Genomic DNA, 23,342 nt, shown 5'->3' with positions numbered 1-23,342 from the left:
GTGTTATGAGAAATTCCCCGTAGCTGCAAAGCCTTTCAACCCCCTCGTCGAACGACCCCCGCCTATCAAACCGGATCCTTGCCATGCCGTTCCGGGAACTTCAGCAAGTGTGCCGTGTCTCAGCAGCTCGCGATGGGTATATGACCCAAGGAATTTTCCGGACATTTCCTTTTATAGCTGCCTTTACCTTGTGCCGTTCTGCAGAAAATCTTGGGTATTAGGCTTGGCTGATAATCGTCCGCCCTATAGTGGGCGCACATCTCGACGCAATTCCAGGAGACCCTCCCCAATGAGCTCCGGCACGGACCTGGACGAGCACCTCTCACTGCTGCGCAGGCGATGGTTGCTGCTGGTGGGCTGCGTCGTGTTCGGCGGCACCGCCGGCCTCGCGCTCATGCGGCTCACGCCGTCCGCCTACACCGCGACCACGCAGGTGCTCGTCATGCCGGTAGGCCCGCAGGAGCCGGCCAACCAGGTGACCAGCCGCCAGCGCGAGGCGCTCAACCTCGACACCGAGGCCCAGGTCGCGCAGTCCGCCGTGGTCGCGGCGCGGGCGGCCAGGACGCTGCGGGTCGAGACCCCGGAGCCCGTCGAGGTCTCGGTGCCGCCCAACTCGGCGGTGCTGTGGATCTCGGTGACGGCCGCCGACGCCGGCGTCGCCGCGGCCCAGTCCCGCGCGTACGCACAGGCGTACCTGGCCAACCGCCGCGAGAGCGCGCTGGCCGCGCTGACCGCCCAGCAGCAGGTGGTGCTGGGCAAGCTCAAGCAGGTCAACACCGCGCTCGACGCGGTGATCAAGCAACTTGCCGGGTTGTCCAAGGGCACTCCCGAGCACACGATCGCCACCCAGCGGGAGAGCGTGCTCAACCGGCAGGCCGCCGGGCTCGCGCTGAGGTACGACGGGCTCAGGACGGTCGCGGTGACCCCCGGCACGATCATCAGCCAGGCCGTCCCGCCGACCGCGCCCAGCTCGCCCAGCCTGCCCCTCTACCTCGGCACCGGGCTCATGGCGGGCCTGCTCGCGGGCTCGGCCGCCGCCTACTCCCGTGACCGGCTCGACCGGCGGCTGCGCACGGTCGCCGACGTCGAACGGCTGACCGGCCTGCCCGTGCTGGGCGACCTGTCGAGCCCGCGCGAGCCCGGCGTGGCCCACGAGCTGGCCTGCGCCGCGGTGGCCGCGTGTCCCGGCAAGCGGCTGCTGGTCCGGATCCTGCCGCCCGACCTGGAGGAGTCCGCCGACCCGGTGGCCGTCAGCATGCCCCTGACGGTGCTCGACGGCTGCGACGTACGCGACCTGTCCAGGGCCGACGCGGCGCTGCTGCTGGTGGGGCTCGGCCGGGCCACCTCGGTCCACGTCGCGGCCGCCGTACGGCGGCTCGCCAGGCACGACGTACCCGTCATCGGCGTGGTGACGGTGAGCGACGCGCTGCCGTCGTTCGTGCCGCTGCTGGAGCCGCGCACGCACACCCCGCTCGGCAAGCTCGTCGCCACGGGCGAGCTGGACCTGGGCGAGACCACCCCCATGCCCATGCACCCGCGGCGCCCCGGCCAGCCGACGTGAGAGGGCCCGCGTGGCCGATCGCGGCGCTGCTCGTCGGCTATCCGGTGTGGTGGGCGCTGGGGTTCGGCGGGCTGTCGGTGATCGTGGTGGCGGTGCCGATGGCGGTGATCCTGTGGCGGCGCCGGCCGATCAGGGTGCCGCGCGGGTTCGGGCTGTGGCTGCTGCTGATCGCCGGCTACCTCGTGAGCGGGCTCATGCTGTCGGAGATGCCGCCGGGCACGTACGGCGAGATCGGGCCCGGCCGGATCGTCGGCTACGCCATGCGGCTGGCGCTCTACACCGCCATCCTGATCATGGTGCTCTACCTGGGCAACCTCACCGAGCACGAACTGCCGCAGCTGCGCCTGGTGCGGATGCTCGGCGTGCTGTTCGTCACGACGGTCGCGGGCGGGCTGCTCGGCGTGTTCGTCCCGTCGTTCGCGTTCACCTCGCCGGTGGAGCTGCTGCTGCCCGACTGGGTGGCCTCCAACTCGTTCGTGCAGAACCTCATCCACCCCACCGCCGCCCAGACGCAGAAGGTGCTGGGCTTCGCCTCGCCCAGGCCGGAGGCGCCGTTCGAGTGGGCCAACGCGTGGGGCAGCAACGTGTCGGTGCTGCTGGTGTGGTTCGTGGTCGGGTGGTGGGTGTACGGGGGGCGACGGCGGAAGGCCTTCGTGGCCGCCGTGGTCGCCCTGGCCGCGATCCCCGTCGTCTACTCGCTCAACCGCGGCCTGTGGATCGGGCTCGGCCTGGCCGTGGCGTACCTGATCGTCCGGGTGCGCGGCCGGACCAGGGCAGCGCTCTGCGGGGCCGTCGCGGTGGCGGCGGTGGCGTTCGCGCTGAGCCCGCTCGCGCCGCTGGTCGCGCAGCGGCTGGACCGGCCGCACTCCAACGACATCAGGGCCTTCACCGTGACGGCCACCGTCGCGGCCGCCGGCCACTCGCCGCTCATCGGGTACGGCAACACGCGCAACGCCACGGGCAACCATCGCACGATCACCACGGGCCGCACCGAGTGGTGCGAGGGCTGCGGGCACCCGCCGCTGGGCAGCGACGGCCAGCTCTGGCTGCTGATCATCACGCAGGGGTTCACCGGGGCCGTGCTCTACGTGGCGTTCTTCGCGGGCGCGATCCGGCGCCACTGGGCCGACCGCAGCCCGATCGGGCTGGCCGGGGTGCTGGTGATGGGGCTGGTGCTGCTCTACATGTTCGTCTACGACGGCCTGGTCACCCCGCTCAGCCTCTATCTCATCTCGTTCGCCCTGCTGTGGCGCAACAGCCGAGGGGAAGTCACGTGAGCGACGCCGCCATCCGGCTCGACTATCTCGAGAAGACCGTGCGGCTGCTGTATCCGGGGCCGGGGTCGCCCCGGGCGTACACCGTGCTGCCGCACTCCGCCGTGCCCCGCCGCATGGTGCCGCGCCGCTGGTGGCATCCCTGGTCCCCGGTCGTCGTGCCGGGTGAGGGGTCCATCGCCACGTACCTGGGCGAGGTCTTCGGGCAGCCCGTCGAGACCGTCCTGCACGTGCGGCCGGCCGCGCGGGCCAACCGCAAGCCCGTCCTGGAGGCCCGCTCGGGCGGGCGGCTGCTGGCGTTCGTGAAGATCGGCGACAGCGCCCGGGCGCGCGCGCTGATCACCGCCGAGGCGGCGGCCCTGCACAGGCTGGCCGGCCTGGAGCTGAACACGGTGGTGCCGCCCGCCGTGCTGCACCATGGCAGCTGGCGGGGGCTGGCGGTGCTGGCGCTGTCGCCGCTGCCGGTGCGGCGCGGCCGGGTGCCGCGGCCGCTGCTGCTCGACGCGGTCAGGGAGATCGCGGCCACCGGCGGGCCGCGCGCGGCCTGGCACGGGGATCTCGCGCCGTGGAACATGTGCCCGTCCCCCGACGGCCGGCTGCTGGTGTGGGACTGGGAGCGGTACGAGCTCGGCGTGCCCTACGGCTTCGACGCCGTGCACCACTTCTTCCAGCGGGCCCTGCGCAGGATGTCCCCGCGGGTCGCGGCGCGGGCGTGCGTGGCGCGGGCCTTCCGCGAGCTGGCGCCTCTGGGGGTGTCGGCCGTGGTGGCCAGGCAGACCGCGCTGCGCTATCTCATCGCGCTGGCCGACCGGCACGCCGCCGACGGGCACGCGCCGCTCGGGCCGCCGGACACCTGGCTCAACCCGGTCGTCGACCACGAGGAGCTGCTCACGTGAAGACCATGAAACGGTCGGTCCTGTCGCTGTCACGCGCCACGGGGAGGATCACGTCGGGGGTGCGGGTGCTGCCGTCGTTCCTGATCACGGGGGCGCAGCGGTGCGGCACCACCTCGCTGTACCGGGCACTGGCCCAGCATCCGCTGCTGCTCAAGCCGGTGCTGCACAAGGGGGTGCACTATTTCGACGTCGGCTACGCGCGGGGACAGCACTGGTATCAGGCGCACTTCCCGCTGCGGATGAGCGCCGGGCTGGTCGAGCACCGGTACGGCTCGCGGGCACTGGCGTTCGAGTCGTCCCCCTACTACCTGTTCCATCCGCTGGCCGGTGAGCGGATCGCGGCCGACCTGCCCGAGGTGCGGCTGATCGTGCTGGTACGCGATCCGGTCGAGCGCGCCTGCTCGGCCCACGCCCACGAGCTGGCCAGGGGCTACGAGACGGAGTCGCTGCTCGAGCACGCGATCGAGCTGGAGCCCGAGCGGCTGGCGGGGGCCGAGGAGGCGCTGCGCGAGTCACCCTTCTCCCTGCACCACTCCCACCGCCACCACGCCTATGTGGCCCGCGGGCGCTACGCCGACCAGCTCGACCGGCTGGAGGCCCTGGTCGGCCGCGAACGGATCCTGGTGCTCGACAGCCATCGGTTCTTCGCCGAGCCGGAGACCGCGTACGACCGGGTGCTGGCGTTCCTGGGCGTGCCGCATCTCGGCTATCCGCTGTTCGAGCGGCACAACGGCCGCCCCCTGCCGCGGCCGGTGCCGCGGGTGCTGGCGCGGGAGTTGCGCGACCACTTCGAGCCGTACGACGCCCGGCTGGTGCGGTGGCTGGGCGGGGAGCCTTCGTGGCGGCGGTGACCGCGGTCGCGGACCGGCGGCTGCGGCGTGGCGGGATCGCGGGGGTGCTGGGGGCGGGCTGCGGGGCGGTCGCGCAGTTCGTGCTCGTGATGGTCGTGACCAGGGCGTTCAGTCCGGCCGACGCCGGGGCGTTCTTCACGGTCACCGCGGTGGCCCTCATGGCGGCGGGGATCGCCAAGCTGGACGCGGGGAACGGGCTCGTGTTCTTCATCGCGCGGGCGAAGACGTACGACTATCTCGGCATATCCGGATATATCCGGGCGGCGCTCGTGCCCTGTGTGGTGGCCTCCTGCGTCGCGGGGGTCGTGCTCTACCCGCGGCTGGGGCCGCTCGCCGCGATCCTGCCCGTCATGGTGGTGGGGGACGTGCTGCTGGCCGCCACCCGAGGGTTCGGGGCCATGCGGCCCACCGTGCTCGTGGACGGGCTGCTGGTGCCCTTCTCGCAGCTCGCGCTGGTCGCCTGCGCCGCGCTGGCGGGGGCGGTCTCGTGGCTGCCGGTGGCGTGGGGGGCGCCGTACGCGCTGGTGGCGGTCATCGCCTGGGCGGAGCTGCGCGGGCGGGTGCCGCGGAGCCCGTACCTGCCGGGGACGACCCGCGACCTGTGGCGGCACACGGCTCCCCGGTCGGTCGCGGGGGCGATCCAGGCGGTGTTCCAGCGGCTGGACATCGTGGTCGTCGCGCTGCTCGGCGGGCCCGCGCAGGCCGCCGTCTACACGGCCGCCACCCGGTTCAAGGTGGTCGGGCAGCTCGCGAGCCAGGGGCTGGCGCAGGCCGTACAGGCTCGGCTGGTGAGCGCGCTCGCGGACGGCGAGCGGGCGCGGGCCGGTGAGCTGTACCAGACCGCCACGATCTGGCTGGTGCTGCTGACGTGGCCGGTGTGGCTGTCGTACGCGGCGCTGGCGCCGTGGCTGCTGCGGCTCTTCGGCCCCACGTACGGGTCCGCGGTCCCGGTGGCGCTCGTGCTGGCGGGCACGATGATGGTGGCGACGGCCTGCGGGATGGTGGACGTCGTGCTGACGGCCGCCGGGCACACGGGCACGAGCCTGCTCAACCTGGTGGCGGCGATCACCTGCACGGTGGCGCTGGACGTGGCCCTGATCCCCGTCCACGGCGCGTTCGGGGCGGTCATCGGCTGGTCGGGCGGCGTGCTCGTCAAGAACCTCCTCCCGCTGTGGCAACTGCACCGCCGCTACGGCCTCCACCCCTTCGGCCGCCACACCCTGCCTGCACTCCTTCACCGGAGGACCGTATGACGGTGCTGGTGACGGGGTTGCCCAGGAGCGGTACGAGCTGGACCGGCAAGATGCTCGCCGCCGGCGGCGACCTGGTCTACGTCAACGAGCCGCTCAACCCGCAGCACCCGCCCGGCCGCTGCCCGGGGGTGCTCAGGGCCACCGTGACCCACCGGTTCCAGTACATCTGCGACGACAACGCCGCCGACTGGCTGCCCGCCTTCCGCGACACGGTGGCCCTGCGCTACCGCTGGCTCTCCGAGCTGCGCGCGAACCGCACCCCGTACGACCTGGCCCGCCTGCTCCGCTACGGCACCGCCTTCGCCGTCGGCCGCCTGACGGGCCGCCGGGCGCTGTTGGACGACCCGTTCGCGGTGCTGAGCGCGGGCTGGTTCGCCGCCTCCCTGGGCTGCCGGGTGATCGCGCTGGTGCGGGACCCGGTGTCGTTCGTGGCGAGCTGGCAGCGGCTCGGCTGGACGGTCTACTTCCACGAGCTGCTCGAACAGCCGCTCCTGGTCCGCGACCACCCCGAGCTGCTGGAGCTGCGCGCGCTCGTCGGCTCCCAGGACCGCCTCGCCAAGGCGGCCGCGCTGTGGCGGGCGACCCGCGCGATCCTGGACCGCACGCCCGGCGTCCGCGTCACCTCGTACGAGTCGCTGGCCGCCGACCCGCTGACCGGCTTCCGCGGCCTGTACGCCTACGCCGGCCTGCCATGGACGCCCGCGGCCGAACGCCGCATCACGCGGGCCTGCACGGGCCCGTCCGGGGCGGGCACGGGGTTCGCCTGGTCGGGCCTGTCCCGCACGGCCTACCGCCCCATGGACTCCCGCCGCGCGCTCGACGACGCCGCCCGGGGGCTCAGCCCGCGGGACGCGGCCCGGGTCCGCGCCCTCACCTCATGAGGCGGGTGACCAGGCTGCCTCCCAGCAGCCGTACCGCGAAGGGCAGGTCGTCGACCAGATAGCGGCGCGCCAGCCGCCCCGGCTCGCAGCCCAGCCGGTACGCCCACTCCAGCCCGGCCCTGCGCATCCATTCCGGCGCCCTGGACACCGTGCCGGCGGCGAACGCGATCGCCGCCCCGCACCCCACGAACCACGCCTCCGGCAGCTCCTCCCTCAGGTCGGCGATGAGCCGGTCCTGCCGGGGGAACCCGAGCCCGACGAACACCACCCTCGGCCGGGCCGCGGCCACCATCCTCCGGACGCGCGCGCTCCCCTCGGGGGTGGTGTCGAAGTGGTACGGCGGCGCGTGCACCCCGCACACCTGCAGCCGGGGATGACAGCTCGTGAGCTCCTTGCCGGCCCTGCGCGCCACGCCGGGAGGGCCGCCCAGCAGGTAGACGGGCCAGCCCCGGCGGGCGGCGAGCTTGCTGAGCGACCAGATGAGGTCCGCGCCCGTGACCCGCTCAGGGAGCGGGGTGCCAAGCAGCCTGGCCGCCCACACCAGCGGCATCCCGTCGGGCACCACCAGCTCGGCGGTGCACACGAGCTCCCGGAGTGCGGGGTCGGTGGCGGCGGCGCGGCAGATGTCGACGTTCGGGGTGACGATCCGGCCGCCCCTGCCGGCCTCCAGCTCGGTCTCCACCCACCGGACCACCTCGTCCTCGGTGAGCGCGTCCACCCCGATCCCGCCCACCCGCACCCGATCCCACCAGCGGACGGACGCCGCCGCCCGCGCGCGCGGCGGTGCGTCGGGGAGGGTGGGTGGAGACGGGGTGGCGTCCTGGCGCGGGGCCTTGGGGAGGCGCTGGAGCGGGACGTGCGGGGTGGTGGTCTCGGTGCGAGTCAAATGCCGTGCCCCCTACGGTGAAGTGCGGAAAGAACCGCCGGCGCGGAGATGAGGCCGGCCGCCACCGCCAGGGCGATCGGGGCGCGCGGCTCCCCGGCCCGGGCCCCCATGGCGCGCACGGCCCAGCGGACGGCTTCGCGGCGGTGGCCGAGCGCCGCGTGGCCGAAGGCCAGCTGGCCGTAGACCCGTGCCGCGCCGCGCGGGTCCACGGCCAGTTCGGGGTGCCGGGCGAGCATCCAGTCGAGCCCGGCAATGCGGTCCGCCCATCGGGCGACATAGTGGGATCCACCCCAGCGCACCCGGACGAGCGGGCGGTCCACATGGGTGATCGGCCGGCGTCCGGCGGCGCGCAGGGCCAGGTCCCAGTCCTCGTTCTGGCCGCCCGGGGCACTCTCGTCCACCCGCAGCGCGCCGCGCTCGAACAGGAACGTCGACGAGTGCACCATCACCATGCGCGAGCGGACCAGGTCGTCCGCCGTCACCGTGTCGCACCCGGCCAGGCGGGCCACGCGGCGGTGCCCGTACTCCACCTCGATGCCGCAGCTCGCGAACTCGCCGCCGCGCTCGGCGAGCGCCCGCGTCTGGGCGGCGAGCTTGCCGGGCAGCCACACGTCGTCGTCGTCGCAGAAGGCGACGAGGTCGGTGTCACAGGCCGCGATGCCGGTGTTGCGGGCGCCGGGGAGGCCCGGGGTGAGCGCGTTCGGCAGCACCCGGACGGAGGACGGCACCTCGATGTCCCCAGGGGCTACGCCGTCGGTGACCACGATCACGGACAGGCGCCCGGGGTGGTCCTGGGCCAGCGCCGACTCCACCGCCTCGCGCAACTGCGCCGGACGGTCACCCCGGGTGGGGATCACCACGCCTACGGAGGGAGTCATGCGAACCCCCGATAGCCGTAGCGGGCCCTGAGCGGCCACGTGAGGGCGTTGACCACCCGGCGGTCGCCGTCCTGCAGGCCCGTCACCCACGCGTCGTCCCGGCGCAGCTCGATCCGCCCCACGTGGAAGCGCATCGGATTGCCGGACGCGGTGTGGGAGGGCCCGAGCCAGGCCGTGCGGCCGTCCAGGAACGACAGCTCCGGCTCCGCCAGGCCGAGCCCGAGCGCCAGGGAGCTGAGCGTGGGCCCGGGCGCGGCGAGAAGGTCCTCGTAGCGGACCCTGGTGACGCGGGCCCCGCGTCCCGGCAGGAGCTCCAGCGCGGCGTTCTGGGCCGTCCAGTGGACGGCCGTGTGGGCGGGCCGCCACCGGGTCATGGGCCGCCCGTCCTCGGGGCGCCGCACCGTCCTGGCCCAGGAGTGGGCGACGGCGCGCGGGTCCCTGACCACGTGGACGATCCGTACGTCCACCCCGGCGGCCACCAGGCAGCAGGCCAGCGACGCGTGCTTGCTGGAGTCGATCACGACCGGCGCGCCCGCGGCCTCGTACAGGAGCCGGTAGGCCTGCACGTACTCGGCCAGGTCGGGATGCGCGATCCGCGCGATCCTGCGCGTGCGGTCGACCCGGCGCCGCAGCGTCAGGACCTTCCCGGCCAGCGCCGGGCTCCATCCACCGAACGCCCGCTCCCCCACCTGCCGCCAGAAGGGGCAGTCGGGAAAGGCCACGCCGCACCCGCACAGCTCCCCCGCGAGCACGCTCCGCTCCCAGAGGTGCACGACCTCACCGAGCGCGACCACTCCCGGCAGCTCGCCCAGGAGCCGCTCGAGCAGTGTGGTGCCACTGCGCCCGAGGCCGCCCAGGTAGATGACCCGGGTGGTGCTTTCGCGGTCGGTCACGAAAAAGGGCCTTCACGTCGTGAACACGGAACGCGAAGACCCTATCGCGGAGAGTAACCGAGGGTCGGGGAACCCGGAAAGATCTACCTAACGGGCGTCGATGACCATGCCGGCGCCGACGGTGCCGTTCGTGGCCTCGTCAACCAGGATGAAGCCGCCGGTGAGCCTGTTACGCGCGTAGTCGTCCACGAACAGCGGCTGGGTGATCCGCAGCGACACCCGCCCGATCTCGTTGAGGCCGAGGGAGGTCGCCTCCTCGTCGCGGTGCAGGGTGTTGACGTCGAGCCGGTAGTGCAGGTCGCGCACCATGGCACGGGCCGTACGGGTGGTGTGCTTGATCGTCAGCTTGGAGCGCGGCGTCAGCTTGAGCCCGTCGGCCATCCAGCAGATCATCGCCTCCAGCTCCTGCGCCACCTGCGGCTGGTTGTTGGGCCGGGCGATCATGTCGCCGCGCGAGATGTCGAGGTCGTCCTCGAAGCGCAGCGTCACCGACATGGGCGGGAACGCCTCCTCCACCGGCCCGTCGAAGGTGTCGATCGAGGCGATGCGGGTCGTGAGGCCCGAGGGCAGGTGCACCACCTCGTCGCCGGGCTTCAGCACGCCGCCCGCGACCTGGCCCGCGTAGCCGCGGTAGTCGTGGAAGGCCTGCTCGGTGGCCCGCTGCGGGCGGATCACGTACTGGACGGGGAAGCGCACGTCGACCAGGTTGCGGTCGGAGGCGATGTGGACGTTCTCCAGGTGGTGCAGCAGCGACGTGCCGAGGTACCACGGCATGTTCTCGGAGCGCGAGACCACGTTGTCGCCGTTGAGCGCGGAGATCGGGATGAAGGTGAGGTCGGCGACGTTCAGCTTGGACGCGAACGCCGTGAACTCCTCCTTGATCTCGTCGAACCGCTCCTGCGAGTAGCCCACCAGGTCCATCTTGTTGACGGCCAGCACCAGGTGGGGCACCCGCAGCAGCGTGGTCAGGAACGCGTGCCGCCGCGACTGCTCCAGCACGCCCTTGCGGGCGTCGATGAGGATGATCGCCAGGTCGGCCGTGGAGGCGCCGGTGACCATGTTCCGGGTGTACTGGATGTGGCCGGGCGTGTCGGCGATGATGAACTTCCGCCGGGGCGTCGCGAAGTAGCGGTACGCCACGTCGATCGTGATGCCCTGCTCCCGCTCGGCCCGCAGGCCGTCGGTCAGCAGCGACAGATCGGTGTATTCGGTGCCCCGGTCGCGCGAGGTGCGCTCGACCGCCTCCAGCTGGTCCTCGAAGATCGCCTTGGAGTCGAAGAGCAACCGTCCGATGAGGGTGGACTTACCGTCATCGACACTTCCCGCTGTGGCAAAGCGAAGAATGTCCATTAGAAGTAGCCTTCCCTCTTCCTGTCCTCCATCGCGGCCTCCGACGCGCGGTCGTCGGCCCTGGTGGCCCCGCGCTCGGTGATCCGGGTGGCCGCGATCTCCTCGATGATCTCCTCGACCGTGGCGGCCGTGGACTGCACGGCGCCCGTGCACGTCATGTCGCCCACGGTGCGGTAGCGCACCACGGCCTCGAACAGCGGCTCGTCGTCACCCCGCTGCACGACCTCGGAGTCGGGCAGCAGCATGCCGTCGCGCTCGAACACCTTGCGGGTGTGGGCGAAGTAGATGGAGGGGATCTCGATGCCCTCGCGCCTGATGTAGTCCCAGACGTCGAGCTCGGTCCAGTTGGACAGCGGGAAGACGCGGATGTGCTCGCCCTTGCGGATGCGCGAGTTGTAGAGGTTCCACAGCTCGGGGCGCTGGTTCTTCGGGTCCCACTGGCCGAAGTCGTCGCGGAAGGAGAAGACCCGCTCCTTGGCGCGGGCCTTCTCCTCGTCGCGGCGCGCGCCGCCGAAGACCGCGTCGAACTCGTGCTCCTCGATCCCGTCGAGCAGCGTGGTGGTCTGCAGGCGATTGCGCGAGGCGCGCCGCCCGGTCTCCTCGACCACGCGTCCGGCGTCGATGGAGTCCTGCACGCTGGCCACGATCAGCCGCGCGCCGAGCTCGGTGGAGCGGCGGTCGCGGAAGTCGATGACCTCGTCGAAGTTGTGGCCCGTGTCGACGTGCATGAGCGGGAACGGGATGGCCGCGGGCCAGAACGCCTTCTCCGCGATGCGGAGCATGACGATCGAGTCCTTGCCTCCGGAGAAGAGCAGACAGGGACGCTCGAACTCGGCCGCAACCTCGCGCATGATGTGAATGGCTTCGGCTTCGAGCACGTCGAGCTGCGACGTCGTGTAGTCGCGCTGGAGCATGGGAGCTTCCTCCGGCGGTTTTAGCGGTGCAGGTCCCGAATCCCGCTGAGCAGCGATGTCGCTAGCTCAGGTAGGGAAACCAGGATATCCGGTAGTGACGGGTCGGCTTGGTTGTAGGTCAGCTCGGAGCCGTCGATCCGGCTCGCGTGGGCCCCGGCGGCCTGGGCGACGGCGACCGGCGCGGCGGAATCCCACTCGTACTGCCCCCCGGCGTGTACGTACGCCTCGACCTCGCCGGTGAGCACCGCCGAGATCTTCGCCCCGGCGGACCCGATGGGGACCAGGTCGGCTCCGAGGAGGTAGGCCAGCTTCTGCACGAACTCCGGCGGGCGCGTGCGGCTCACCGCGATGCGGAACCGCCCCCCGTCGAAGGAGCGCGGCCCGGGCGGCTCCGCGGTGGCCAGCGTGCGGCCCTGGGCGGGCAGAGCCACGGCGCCCGCGGTCAGCCTGCCGCCCTCCCACAGCGCCACGTGCACGGCCCAGTCGGACCTGCCCTCTTCGGCGAACTCGCGTGTGCCGTCGAGCGGGTCCACGATCCACACCCGGGACGCGCTGAGCCGGCGCGGGTCGAGCCGCTCCTCGCGGGTGGCCTCCTCCGACAGCACACTGTCACTGGGACGGAGCCTGGCCAGCGACTCCATGAGGAAGACGTGGGAGGCCCGGTCACCCTCCGCGCGCAGGGCGGAGGAGTCGCCGAACCCGGTGCGCTCGCGAATGCGCAGCAGCCGCTCGCCCGCCTCGGTGGCCAGATCAGCGGCGAGTGCGTGGTCGTCGCGAATCGTCATCAATAAGCTCCTTGCCCGCGGGCGACGGCCGACCAAGTCTTCCACAGGATCTGGAGGTCGAGCGTGAGGGACCAGTTCTCCACGTAACGCAGATCGAGGCGCACGGATTCCTCCCACGATAGGTCAGATCTACCACTGACCTGCCACAGGCCCGTCATCCCGGGGCGTACGAGGAGCCGTCTGCGCACGTCGTCGCCGTAGCGCGCCACCTCCTCCGGCAGCGGGGGCCGGGGGCCGACGAGCGACATGTGGCCGCGTACGACGTTGATGAGCTGCGGCAGCTCGTCCAGCGAGGTGCGGCGCATCCGCGTGCCGAGCGGCGTGACCCGGGGATCGTTCCTGATCTTGAAGAGCACGCTGTCGCGGTCGCTGACCAAGGTGATCTTCTGCTGCTCGGAGCCGCGCCGCATGGTGCGGAACTTCAGGATCGTGAACGGTCTCCCGTCCCTGCCGACCCTGGTCTGCCTGAACAGCGCGGGCCCCGGACTCGTCACGCGTACGGCCACCGCCAGTCCCACCAGCAGCGGCGAGAGCAGCACCAGCAGCGCGGTGGCGACCAGCCGGTCGAAGATGTTCTTGACCAGTTTCCTGGCCCCGCCCAGTTCGGGGTGCTCCACGTGCAGGAGCGGCAGCCCGGCGGCCGGTCTGATCATGGTGCGCGGGCCCGCCACGTCCATCAGCGCCGGGGCGACCACCAGATCGGTGTGGGTGCGCTCCAGCCGCCAAGCCAGCCGCCGCAGCGCCTGCCCGTCCATCTCGGGGCAGGCCAGCACGGCCACGGTGTCGGCGCGGAACTGGTCGACCACGATCGGCACGTCGCTGAGGTCGCCGGCGACCGGCACCTCGCCCACGAAGTCGCCCGGCACGCCCCCCGGCAGGCAGGCGGCCACGACGTCCATGCCGTGGTAGCGCTCCTTCTGGAACAGCCGCACCAGTTCCTCGACGGACGTCTCGTGCCCGACGGCGACCACCTTGCGCATGCACTCCCCCGCCGCCCTGCGCCGGTGCAGGGAGCGGCGCAGGGCGTACCTGAGGAGCAGCGTGAGCAACGTCACCAGCGGCAGCGCGAGCACGACGTAGCCCCGGGCGACGTCGGTCTTGGTCAGGTAGGAGCCGATGGCGGTGCCCGCCGTCAGCGCGACGCCCGACTGCACGACCCGGCGGAACTCCTCGGACCCGACACCGAGCATGCGCGGCTCGTACGCGCGGTTGAGCGCCACCGCGAACGCCCACACCACCGGCAGGGCCAGGCTGACCAGCAGGTACGGCAGCACGTACGGCGTGAGCTCGCCGAAGCGAACGTAGAAGGCGAGCCCGGACCCCACCCAGGCCCCGCAGAGGTCGCCCAGCACCGCGCGGAAGCGGTAGGAGCGGACCCAGGAAGGCGTGCGTGGGCTGACTCGCCAGGAGGCCACATGGCCCGGTCCGACGACGGCCATGAAGCCCTCACCCCGCACGCATGCCTCCAGGTGACCATTCCTGAACGGACAGTCACAGATGGTAGCTGCGAGAGAGGCAGGGAACCGGCGAACGGACCTATGTGGCGATCAGCGTGGAGGGCCCGAAATATGCAGATCAGACCGGTGGAAGTCGTTCTGGGTCACTTCGAGGCCGCGGGACATCAGCGACTCCACGACGTCGGCCGCCCGGTCCACGAGGAAGGGCAGGTCCTTGCGCTCCATGGTGGCGAAGTCCCGCAGCACGAAGGAGGCCGCGTCCATGCGCCCGGGCGGGCGCCCGATGCCGAAGCGGACCCGCAGGTAGTCGCGGGTGCCGAGGACCTTGGTGATCGACTTGAGGCCGTTGTGGCCGTTGTCGCCGCCGCCGAGCTTGGCCCTGAGCGCGCCGTAGGGCACGTCGAGCTCGTCATGGACGACGATCAGCCGCTCCGGGCCGATCTTGTAGAAGTCGGAGAGCGCCTTGACGGGCCCGCCGGAGAGGTTCATGTAGGTGAGGGGCTTGGCCAGGATCGCGGTGCTGGTCTCGCACACCTCAGCCCTGCTCTTGTGCGCCTTGAACCGCCCGCCGGCCCTGGCCGCGAGCTCGTCGAGCACCATGAAGCCCGCGTTGTGCCTGTTGCCCGCGTATTCGGGCCCGGGATTGCCCAGGCCGGCGATCAGCCAGCGATCCATCTGCACCCCTAACAGCGGAACGGGGCGGCTCGAGTCCGGCCGCCCCGTTCACGAATCGGACCGTTACTCGGCGGAAGCCTCTGCGGTCTCGCCCTCGGCGACCACACCCTCGGCGGCCTCCTCGGCCTCCTCCGGCGCCTCGACCGGCTTGGCGATCACCTGGAGCACGACGGACTCGGGGTCGGCGGCCAGCGTGGCGCCCTTCGGCAGCGCGAGCTGCGCGGCCGTGATGGCGGTGCCGACCTCCAGGCCCTCGACGTCGACCTCGACGCCGGTCGGGATGTGGGTGGCCTCGGCCTCGACGGCGACGGCGACGAGCTGCAGGTCGAGCAGGCCGTCGGTGTGGACGTCGCCGACCGTGTTGACCGGGATCTCGACCGTGACCTTCTCGCCGCGCTTGACCAGCAGCAGGTCGACGTGCTCGACGAAGCCCTTGATCGGGTCGCGCTGCACGCCCTTGGGCAGGGCCAGCTCGTCGACGCCCTCACCCTTGAGGTGGATCAGCACGTTGGGCGTGCGGAGCGCGAGGAGCACCTCGTGGCCGGGCAGGGTCAGGTGCTTGGGGTCGATGCCGTGACCGTAGAGAACCGCGGGCACCTTGTCGGCGCGGCGGATCTTGCGAGCGGCACCCTTGCCGAACTCGCTGCGCGGCTCGGCGGCGATACGTACTTCGGACATGACATCTCCTAGGGATGCTTGGAGTCTGGTGGGTGTCGGCGCTCTCCCTCACCCGCCCTAGCGGAAGGCGTTACGAGCGCAACCGGGCCAGTCTACAGCGCTGTCTGCCGAGCTCCGCTCGGAAGGCTGTGATGGATGTCCTCACTTCGCTTCGGATCCATCACAACTCAGGTGTCACCCTCGAACAAGCTCGTGACCGAGCCGTCCTGGAAGACCTCGGTGATCGCGCGGCCGATGAGCGGCGCGATCGACAGCACCGTCAGCTTGTCGAACCTGTTGGCCTCCGCCAGCGGCAGCGTGTTGGTGACGATGACCTCGGAGATCCGGGAGTTCTTCAGCCGGTCGACGGCCGGGTCGGAGAAGACCGCGTGGGTGGCGGCGGTGATCACGTTGGTGGCGCCCTGCTCGTAGAGGGCGTCGGCGGCCTTGCAGATGGTGCCCGCGGTGTCGATCATGTCGTCGATCAGCACGCAGGTGCGGCCGCGGACCCGTCCGACGACCTCGCTGACCTTCACCTGGTTGGCCACGTCGAGGTCGCGGCGCTTGTGGATGAACGCCAGCGGCGTGCCGAGCGTGTCGGCCCAGCGCTCCGACAGCCGGACGCGGCCGGTGTCGGGCGAGACGACGGTGGTGTTCTCCAGGTCGAGCTTGTTCTTGAGGTAGCTCTCCAGCACCGGCATCGCGAACAGGTGGTCGACCGGGCCGTCGAAGAAGCCCTGGATCTGCGAGGTGTGCAGGTCGATCGACATGAGCCGGTCGGCGCCCGCGGTCTTGAACATGTCGGCCATCAGCCGGGCCGTGATGGGCTCGCGGCCCCGGCCCTTCTTGTCCTGGCGGGCATAGCCGAAGAACGGCATGACCACGGTGATGCGCTTGGCGGAGGCCCGCTTCAGCGCGTCGACCATGATCAGCTGTTCCATGATCCACTTGTTGATGGGCGCGGTGTGGCTCTGGATGACGAAGGCGTCGCAGCCGCGTACGGACTCCAGATAGCGCGCGTAGATCTCGCCGTTGGCGAAGTCGATCAGCTTGGTGGGGGTGAGGGAGACGCCGACGTGATGAGCCACCTCGTCGGCGAGCTCAGGGTAGGCCCGGCCCGAGAAGAGCATGAGGTTCTTCTCGCCCGGCTGTTTGATGCTGCTCACGTGCCACTCTCCTGCTGCTCTTGCTCGGCCAGCGCCCGCTGGGCGGCCGCGGCCGACTTCGTGCCCGCGCGCCTGCGCAAGACCCATTTCTCGATGTTGCGCTGCCGCGCACGCGCCACGCCGATGGCGCCGGGAGGCACGTCGTCGACGATCACCGAGCCCGCCGCCGTGTAGGCGCCGTCATTGACCGTCACCGGAGCGACGAGCATGGTGTCGCAGCCGACGAACACCCCGTCGCGAATGGTCGTCTGGTGCTTGTTGACCCCGTCGTAGTTGACGAAGACGGTGGAGGCGCCGATGTTGACGTCGTCGCCGATCGTGGCGTCCCCCGCGTAGGACAGGTGCGGCACCTTGGAGCGCTCGCCGACCTTGGTGTTCTTCATCTCGACGAACGTGCCGGCCTTGGACTTGCGGCCGAGCACCGTGCCGGGGCGGAGGTAGGCGTAGGGGCCGACGCTGACCTCGGGGCCGATGTCGGCGCTGTCGCAGACGGCGTTGCGGACGACGGCGCCTTCGCCGACGCGGGTGTCGGTCAGCGTGGTGGCGGGGCCGACCTCGGCGCCGGTCTCGATCACGGTGTCGCCGTGGAGCTGGGTGCCGGGGTGGATGACCGTGTCGGGCGCGATCCGCACGCCGACGTCGATCCAGGTGCTGCCGGGGTCGATGATCGTCACCCCGGCGCGCATGTGGTCTTCGAGCAGGCGCAGGTTGAGCACCTTGCGGGCGGCGGCGAGCTGCACGCGGTCGTTGACGCCCTCGACCTCGACGAAGTCGCCCGCGACGCAGGCGCCGACCCGGTGGCCGTCGCCGCGCAGGATGGCCAGGACGTCGGTGAGGTACTCCTCACCCTGGGCGTTGTCGGTGGACACGCGCTTGACGGCGTCGGCGAGCAGCGAGCCGTCGAAGGCGTAGATCCCGGAGTTCATCTCCTTGATGGCGCGCTGCTCCGGGCTGGCGTCCTTCTCCTCGACGATCTCCAGCACGGCGCCGCTCTCGTCGCGGATGATCCGCCCGTATCCGGTCGGATCGGGCACGTTGGCCGTCAGCACGGTGACCGCGTTGCCTTCGGCCTCGTGCCGTTCGAGCAGCTCGGCGAGGGTTCGCGGGCGCATGAGCGGCACGTCCCCGTACGTGACCAGCACGGTGCCGGAGATCACGCCGACCTCTTCGAGCACGGTGCGGACCGCGTGACCGGTGCCACGCTGCTCATGCTGGACGACGGCGCGCGCGTCGGGGCTGGTGGCGGCCAGGTGGCCGCCGACCTGCTCCAGCGCGTGGCCGATGACGACGATCAGCTGTTGCGGATCGAGGTCGCGGGCGGCTGCGAGCATGTGGTTGACCAGCGAACGGCCACATAGCTCATGCAGGACCTTGGGGGTCTGACTCTTCATCCGGGTACCCTCGCCCGCGGCGAGGACGATGACGGCTGCCGGGCGCGGCACACTCACGGACTGAGGCTCCCTGTGACTGGACGGATCAGGGCATTTGGTACGTCTACCGCACCGCTACCCTCCCGACACCGTGAGGATACCTGGACGCACCCCGAACATTCTCGCCGGGGGAGCAGGTCACAGCTCCCGGAAGAGGACTCGAACCCCTACAAAGTGGACCAAAACCACTTGTCCTGCCGATTAGACGATCCGGGACAGATCGGACACGTGGCGTCCGACACATCCCTACGATACCGATCCCGAACCCCGGCGCGCGCCCGTAATTGCGTCCCACACCCGGCTCGGGCGTGAAGTCCCAGGTAACGGCAGGTACGCGGCACGCCGACCGTATAACAGACCGCCCTAAAAGGCGCAAGGCGCGAACCCCACCCACCTTGTTCTGCAGAGCGTCACGTTCCCCCCATTAACGGCTTAGGGCTTCCTTACTTACGCTAGCGTAGGTTACGGTGGCGTAGCCCGGACATACATCCTCATACATGCCGTTGGAGGTCGTCCATGACCGTTGTCGCCGAGCGTTCTTCCCCGACGCCGAAGCCCGAATTCGAACCCGAGCCCCGATCCAAGGCAGAACTGGTCACCTTCACGCTCGTCGTCGGGCTGCCGCTGATCGCGATCGCGGCCGCGGTGCCGTTCGCGTGGGGATGGGGTCTCGGCTGGTCGGACATCGTCATCTCCTTCGTCTTCTACGTGATCTCCGGGCTCGGCGTGACCGTAGGGCTGCACCGCTACTTCACCCACGGCTCGTTCAAGGCCAAGCGGCCGCTGAAGATCGCGCTGGGCATCGCGGGCAGCCTGTCGCTGGAGATGTCCGTACTCGACTGGGTGGCCACGCACCGCAAGCACCACAAGTTCTCCGACAAGGAGGGCGACCCGCACTCGCCGTGGCGGTTCGGCCCCGGCTTCAAGTCCCTGTCCAAGGGCCTCCTGTACGCCCACATGGGCTGGCTGTTCGAGAGCGAGCGGACCAACCGCGAGAAGTACGCTCCCGACCTGGTCAAGGACCCCGACGTCATGAAGCTGCACAAGTGGTTCGGCACGATCGCCATCACCTCCATCGTGCTCCCCGGCGTGATCGGCGGGCTCGTCACCTGGTCCTGGCAGGGCGCGCTGACCGCGCTGTTCTGGGGCTCGCTCATCCGCATCGGCCTGCTGCACCACGTGACCTGGTCGATCAACTCCATCTGCCACGTCTTCGGCGAGGAGGAGTTCCAGGTGCGCGACAAGTCGCGCAACGTCTGGTGGCTGGCCATCCCGTCCTTCGGCGAGTCCTGGCACAACCTGCACCACTCCGACCCGACCTGCGCCCGGCACGGTGCGCTCAAGGGCCAGATCGACCTGAGCGCCGGGTCCATCCGGATCTTCGAGAAGCTGGGCTGGGTGTACGACGTACGCTGGCCCACTCCCGAACGCCTGGCGGCGAAGCGCATTGCCTGACGTAGATCAGCCGGTGAGCGGCCGCGCACCCGTGGCCGTCATTATGGAGACCGTGACCGAACCCCGATCTCGCAGGCGCATGTCCGGTAGCGAGCGCAGAGAGCAGCTGATCAGCATCAGCCGCACCCTCTTCGCGGAGAAGGGGTTCGACGGGACCTCTATCGAGGAGATCGCCGCTACCGCACAGGTGTCGAAGCCCGTGGTCTACGAGCATTTCGGCGGCAAGGAAGGCGTCTACGCGGTCGTCGTGGACCGCGAGATGCAGAAGCTCCTCACCATGATCACCGAGGCGCTGGCCGCGTCCCATTCACTGATCAAACTGGAGCGGGCCGCGCTGGCGCTGCTCCAGTACATCGAGGAGAGCAGCGAGGGCTTCCGCATCCTGGTGCGCGACTCCCACGCCGCCTCGGGCACCGGCACGTTCGCGAGCCTGATCAGCGAGATCGCCAGCCAGGTCGAGGACGTCCTCGCCGACGAGTTCGCGGCCCGGGGCTACGACCCCAAGCTCGCGCCGATGTACGCCCAAATGCTGGTCGGCATGGTCGCGCTGACCGGGCAGTGGTGGCTCGACGTACGCAAGCCGGGCCGCGAGGAGGTCGCCGCCCACCTCGTCAACCTGGCCTGGAACGGCCTGACCGGGCTCAACCCCGACCCGGCGATCACCGCGGCGACCCGCGACCAGCCCGTCTCCGTCCCCGCCCCGGCCCCCGTCCCCGCCAAGCCGCGCACGAGCGAGAAGGAGCTGCGCGAGCTGGAGAAGGCGCGGGACAAGGAGCTCAGGGAGGCCGAGAAGGCACGGGTGCGGGAGTTCAAGGAGGCGGAGAAGGCGCGGGTCCGGGACCTCAAGGAGCGGGAACGGCTGCTCAAGGAGGCCGAGAAGGAGCGCGAGCGGGTGCTGAAGGAGGCGGAGAAGGCGCGGGAGCGCGAGGAGAAGATCCGCCAGCGCGAGGCCCGCCTCGCCGAACGCACCGCCCGCCTCGAACAGGCGGACCACCAGGAGTAATCCGCCGTTAGAACCCCGGTCCGGAGGGCGTCGGCGGGAGGGGCGGATGTGGGAAGACTGTCCGGCGGTGGGCTTGAACAGGGGGGATGTCTTGAGTGACGATTGGGTAGAGCGTGGTTGACTTTCCGGGATAAGCCGTTGCGACCGCGTTAACGTTCTGTTCAACCAAACGGGGCAATATAGGCCATATGTCCGCGGAACCGTTCCAACCCGCCAACGACCTGCCCCTGCCTCAGGAGCGGTTTCTCAATCGCGAAGAGAGCTGGCTCCAGTTCAACGAGCGCGTGCTCGATCTCGCCGAAGATCCATCGACCCCTCTCCTGGAGCGGGTGCGCTTCCTGGCGATCTTCGCCAGCAACCTCGACGAGTTCTTCCGCGTACGGGTCGCGGGCCTGAAACGGCGCATGGCCACGGGCCTGCTGCTGCGCACCAAGAGCGGGCTGAAGCCGCGCGAGGAGCTGGCCAGGATCGCCACGATCGCGGACGATCTGGCCATCCGGCACGCCGCGGCCTTCCACCACCACATCTCCCCTCAGCTGGCCGCCGAGGGCATCGAGATCGTCCGGTGGGACGAGCTGGGCCGCGAGGAGCGTACGGAGCTGCGCAAGCTGTTCAGGGAGCGGATCAGGCCCGTGCTGACGCCGCTGGCCGTGGACCCCGCGCACCCCTTCCCCTACATCTCCGGGCTCAGCCTGAACCTCGCGGTCCTGGTGCGGAATCCGGCGACCGATCACACGGTCTTCGCGAGGGTCAAGGTGCCGTCGCAGCTGCCGCGGTTCGTGCAGGCCTCGAAGGACCGGTTCGTCCCTCTTGAGGATGTCATCGCGGCCCATCTGGGGCAGCTCTTCAAGGGCATGGAGATCCTCCAGCACCACGTCTTCCGCGTCACCAGGAACGAGGATCTCGACGTCGACGAGGACGTCACCGAGAACCTCATGCAGGCCCTGGAGAAGGAGCTGCTCAAGCGGCGGTTCGGCCCGCCCGTGCGGCTTGAGGTCGAGGACACGATCACCCCGGAGGTGCTGGCGCCGCTGATCGAGGAGCTGGAGCTGGCGCCGCACGAGATCTACCGGCTGCAGGGGCCGCTCGACCTGTCGGGCCTGCACGCCATCGCCGACCTGGACCGGGGCGAGCTGAGCTACCGGCCGTTCGTGCCCGCCGAGGTGATCAGCGCCGAGGACGACCTCTTCTCGATCCTGCGCGAGCGCGACGTGCTGCTGCACCACCCGTACGACTCGTTCGCCACCAGCGTGCAGCGCTTCATCGAGGTGGCCGCGGCCGACCCCAGGGTTCTGGCGATCAAGCAGACCCTCTACCGCACCAGCGGCGAGTCCCCCATCGTGGACGCGCTGATCGACGCGGCCGAGGCGGGCAAGCAGGTCGTCGTGGTCGTGGAGATCAAGGCCCGCTTCGACGAGCACGCCAACATCTCCTGGGCACGCAAGCTGGAGCGGGCCGGCTGCCACGTCGTCTACGGCGTGGTCGGGCTGAAGACCCACTGCAAGCTCGCGCTCGTGGTCCGTCAGGAGCCCTCGGGCGAGCTGCGCCGCTACTGCCACATCGGCACCGGCAACTACAACCCCAAGACCGCCCGGCAGTACGAGGACTTCGGCCTGCTCACGGCCGACCCGCTGGTCGGCGAGGACGTGACGGACCTGTTCATCCACCTGACCGGCTACTCCAACCACTCCGCCTACCGGCGGCTGCTGGTCGCGCCCCACTCGATGCGCAGCGGGCTGCTGGCCAGGATCGAGCGGGAGATCGCCCACCAGGAGGCGGGGCGCCCGGCACGGATCAGGATCAAGACGAACTCCCTGGTGGACGAGCCGATCATCGACGCCCTCTACCGGGCGTCCAGGGCGGGCGTCCCGGTGGACCTGTGGGTACGGGGCATCTGCAGCCTCCGCCCAGGCATTCCAGATCTGTCCGAAAATATCCGCGTAAGGTCGGTCTTGGGGCGCTTCCTTGAGCACTCCCGGGTGTACGAGTTCGGCCTGGGCCGCCGGCCCGAGATCTGGATCGGCAGCGCCGACCTCATGCGCAGGAACCTCGACCGCCGCGTCGAGGCCCTGGTCAAGGTGACCTCACCGCAGCACAAGGCCTACCTCATCGAGCTGATGGACCTGGCCATGGCCGAGACCACGAACGCGTGGGTGCTGCACTCCGACGGCACGTGGGCCCGCCACCCGGGCGAGGACCCGCAGAGCCATCTCATCAGCACGCGCCGCTGGAGGACCGTTGATGACTGACCTGCTCCGCGCCGCCGGAGCCGTGGTCTGGAGGGGCGAGGAGAGCAGCCCCGAGGTCGCCGTCATCCACCGTCCCAACTACGACGACTGGACCTTCCCCAAGGGCAAGCTCAAGTCCGGCGAGCACGTGATCGCCGCCGCCCTGCGCGAGGTGCTGGAGGAGACCGGACTGACCGTGCTGCTCGGCCGCGCGCTGCCACCGGTCCACTACCTCAGCTCCGGGCGGCTCAAGCGGGTCGACTACTGGACGGCGCGGGTGGCCGCCGACGACGGCTTCTCCCCCGATGACGAGGTGGACGAACTGCGCTGGCTGCCGTTAGAGGAGGCCAGGCGGCTGCTGACGTACGAATGGGATGTGGGGCTGCTGCGCGCGCTGAAAGCCGCGCCGCTCGAGACCGTGCCCCTCGTCCTCGTACGGCACGGCTCGGCCGGCTCCAGGAACGAGTGGCAGGGCGACGACGAGCTGCGCCCGCTCGACACCGACGGCCGGTCGCAGGCGGCGCACCTGGCCACCGCGCTACCCGCCTACCGGCCCGAGCTGCTGATCAGCTCCCCCAGTGCCCGATGCGTCCAGACCCTGGAGCCGTACGGGGTCGAACTCAAGCTGGAGCCCCTCCTCAGCGAGGAGGGGCAGGACCCGCAGAAGACCCCCGCCATGGTCAGGGAGATCGCCGTGCCCGCGGCCGTGTGCAGCCACCGCAAGGTGCTCCCCGACCTGATCAGGACGTTGAGCGGAAAGGACCTGCACCTGCGCAAGGGCGCGTTCGCCGTGCTGCAGCGGGCGGGCGGGCACGTCGTCAGCGTCGAGCGCTACGCGGCCTGACCGAG

The 23,342-nt window shown here is 70.7% G+C and carries 21 protein-coding genes and 1 tRNA gene; 10 read left to right on the top strand and 12 right to left on the bottom strand.

What is annotated here, in order from left to right; all coding sequences use genetic code 11:
* The first annotated feature begins 289 nt into the window (after positions 1-289).
* The 6 genes from ACIHFD_RS44765 to ACIHFD_RS44740 are packed head-to-tail and all read left to right on the top strand — an operon-like array spanning position 290 to position 6,716.
* Positions 290-1,561 carry a Wzz/FepE/Etk N-terminal domain-containing protein gene (locus tag ACIHFD_RS44765; RefSeq protein ID WP_397372114.1) on the top strand — a complete coding sequence of 424 codons (1,272 nt, stop codon included), beginning with the start codon at positions 290-292 and terminating at the stop codon, positions 1,559-1,561.
* A complete protein-coding gene (locus ACIHFD_RS44760; RefSeq protein WP_397372113.1) occupies positions 1,558-2,838 on the top strand; it encodes a hypothetical protein in 1,281 nt (426 codons plus the stop codon). Before ACIHFD_RS44765 ends, ACIHFD_RS44760 begins: the two co-directional genes overlap by 4 nt.
* Entirely contained in the window at positions 2,835-3,731 is an 897-nt protein-coding gene (locus ACIHFD_RS44755) for a hypothetical protein (protein ID WP_397372112.1), read from the top strand. Before ACIHFD_RS44760 ends, ACIHFD_RS44755 begins: the two co-directional genes overlap by 4 nt.
* Before the next feature lie 5 nt (positions 3,732-3,736).
* Positions 3,737-4,582 carry a sulfotransferase domain-containing protein gene (locus ACIHFD_RS44750; protein WP_397372136.1) on the top strand — a complete coding sequence of 282 codons (846 nt, stop codon included), beginning with the start codon at positions 3,737-3,739 and terminating at the stop codon, positions 4,580-4,582.
* A complete protein-coding gene (locus ACIHFD_RS44745; protein ID WP_397372111.1) occupies positions 4,570-5,835 on the top strand; it encodes a lipopolysaccharide biosynthesis protein in 1,266 nt (421 codons plus the stop codon). Before ACIHFD_RS44750 ends, ACIHFD_RS44745 begins: the two co-directional genes overlap by 13 nt.
* Complete coding sequence (locus ACIHFD_RS44740) at positions 5,832-6,716, top strand: sulfotransferase (RefSeq protein ID WP_397372110.1); 885 nt, start codon at positions 5,832-5,834, stop codon at positions 6,714-6,716. The genes ACIHFD_RS44745 and ACIHFD_RS44740 overlap by 4 nt, the downstream gene beginning before the upstream one ends.
* Here ACIHFD_RS44740 and ACIHFD_RS44735 read toward each other — a convergent pair.
* From ACIHFD_RS44735 to ACIHFD_RS44680, 12 genes are all read right to left on the bottom strand, one after another.
* Positions 6,706-7,602: a WecB/TagA/CpsF family glycosyltransferase gene (locus ACIHFD_RS44735; protein WP_397372109.1), complete on the bottom strand. Its 897-nt coding sequence runs from the start codon at positions 7,600-7,602 to the stop codon at positions 6,706-6,708. The genes ACIHFD_RS44740 and ACIHFD_RS44735 overlap by 11 nt on opposite strands.
* Positions 7,599-8,480, bottom strand: a complete 882-nt coding sequence (locus ACIHFD_RS44730) for a glycosyltransferase family 2 protein (protein WP_397372108.1) — start codon at positions 8,478-8,480, stop codon at positions 7,599-7,601. Before ACIHFD_RS44730 ends, ACIHFD_RS44735 begins: the two co-directional genes overlap by 4 nt.
* The gene (locus ACIHFD_RS44725; RefSeq protein ID WP_397372107.1) at positions 8,477-9,373 is read right to left on the bottom strand and encodes a sulfotransferase; all 897 of its coding nucleotides are present in this window, start codon (positions 9,371-9,373) and stop codon (positions 8,477-8,479) included. Before ACIHFD_RS44725 ends, ACIHFD_RS44730 begins: the two co-directional genes overlap by 4 nt.
* 87 nt (positions 9,374-9,460) lie before the next feature.
* Positions 9,461-10,723 carry a sulfate adenylyltransferase subunit CysN gene (gene cysN, locus ACIHFD_RS44720; protein ID WP_397372106.1) on the bottom strand — a complete coding sequence of 421 codons (1,263 nt, stop codon included), beginning with the start codon at positions 10,721-10,723 and terminating at the stop codon, positions 9,461-9,463.
* The gene (gene cysD / locus ACIHFD_RS44715; RefSeq protein WP_350725820.1) at positions 10,723-11,637 is read right to left on the bottom strand and encodes a sulfate adenylyltransferase subunit CysD; all 915 of its coding nucleotides are present in this window, start codon (positions 11,635-11,637) and stop codon (positions 10,723-10,725) included. The genes cysN and cysD overlap by 1 nt, the downstream gene beginning before the upstream one ends.
* Positions 11,638-11,657: 20 nt before the next feature.
* Positions 11,658-12,422 (bottom strand): 3'(2'),5'-bisphosphate nucleotidase CysQ, encoded by a 765-nt coding sequence (locus tag ACIHFD_RS44710; RefSeq protein WP_355197436.1) that lies wholly within the window; start codon positions 12,420-12,422, stop codon positions 11,658-11,660.
* Positions 12,422-13,861, bottom strand: coding sequence for a sugar transferase (locus ACIHFD_RS44705; protein ID WP_397372105.1), 1,440 nt, complete (start codon positions 13,859-13,861; stop codon positions 12,422-12,424). Before ACIHFD_RS44705 ends, ACIHFD_RS44710 begins: the two co-directional genes overlap by 1 nt.
* Before the next feature lie 108 nt (positions 13,862-13,969).
* Positions 13,970-14,554: an aminoacyl-tRNA hydrolase gene (gene pth / locus ACIHFD_RS44700; protein ID WP_350725826.1), complete on the bottom strand. Its 585-nt coding sequence runs from the start codon at positions 14,552-14,554 to the stop codon at positions 13,970-13,972.
* A gap of 63 nt (positions 14,555-14,617) precedes the next feature.
* Positions 14,618-15,232: a 50S ribosomal protein L25/general stress protein Ctc gene (locus ACIHFD_RS44695; RefSeq protein ID WP_363970667.1), complete on the bottom strand. Its 615-nt coding sequence runs from the start codon at positions 15,230-15,232 to the stop codon at positions 14,618-14,620.
* 167 nt (positions 15,233-15,399) lie between these two features.
* Positions 15,400-16,377: a ribose-phosphate diphosphokinase gene (locus tag ACIHFD_RS44690; protein WP_350725830.1), complete on the bottom strand. Its 978-nt coding sequence runs from the start codon at positions 16,375-16,377 to the stop codon at positions 15,400-15,402.
* On the bottom strand, positions 16,374-17,825 hold the full coding sequence (gene glmU, locus ACIHFD_RS44685; protein ID WP_350725832.1) for a bifunctional UDP-N-acetylglucosamine diphosphorylase/glucosamine-1-phosphate N-acetyltransferase GlmU: 1,452 nt from the start codon (positions 17,823-17,825) through the stop codon (positions 16,374-16,376). The genes ACIHFD_RS44690 and glmU overlap by 4 nt, the downstream gene beginning before the upstream one ends.
* A gap of 126 nt (positions 17,826-17,951) precedes the next feature.
* Positions 17,952-18,023 (bottom strand) — tRNA-Gln (locus tag ACIHFD_RS44680).
* Positions 18,024-18,323: 300 nt separating this feature from the next.
* Between ACIHFD_RS44680 and ACIHFD_RS44675 the strand changes: the two genes are divergently transcribed.
* From ACIHFD_RS44675 to ACIHFD_RS44660, 4 genes are all read left to right on the top strand, one after another.
* Entirely contained in the window at positions 18,324-19,262 is a 939-nt protein-coding gene (locus ACIHFD_RS44675) for an acyl-CoA desaturase (protein WP_397372104.1), read from the top strand.
* 43 nt (positions 19,263-19,305) lie between these two features.
* Positions 19,306-20,265, top strand: coding sequence for a TetR family transcriptional regulator (locus ACIHFD_RS44670; RefSeq protein ID WP_397372103.1), 960 nt, complete (start codon positions 19,306-19,308; stop codon positions 20,263-20,265).
* Between the two features lie 188 nt (positions 20,266-20,453).
* Positions 20,454-22,514, top strand: a complete 2,061-nt coding sequence (locus tag ACIHFD_RS44665) for an RNA degradosome polyphosphate kinase (protein WP_364242436.1) — start codon at positions 20,454-20,456, stop codon at positions 22,512-22,514.
* Entirely contained in the window at positions 22,507-23,337 is an 831-nt protein-coding gene (locus tag ACIHFD_RS44660) for an NUDIX domain-containing protein (RefSeq protein ID WP_397372102.1), read from the top strand. The genes ACIHFD_RS44665 and ACIHFD_RS44660 overlap by 8 nt, the downstream gene beginning before the upstream one ends.
* The last annotated feature ends 5 nt before the right edge of the window (positions 23,338-23,342 follow it).

This window comes from Nonomuraea sp. NPDC051941, from assembly GCF_044593615.1.
This window is presented reverse-complemented; position numbering and strand designations above follow the sequence as displayed.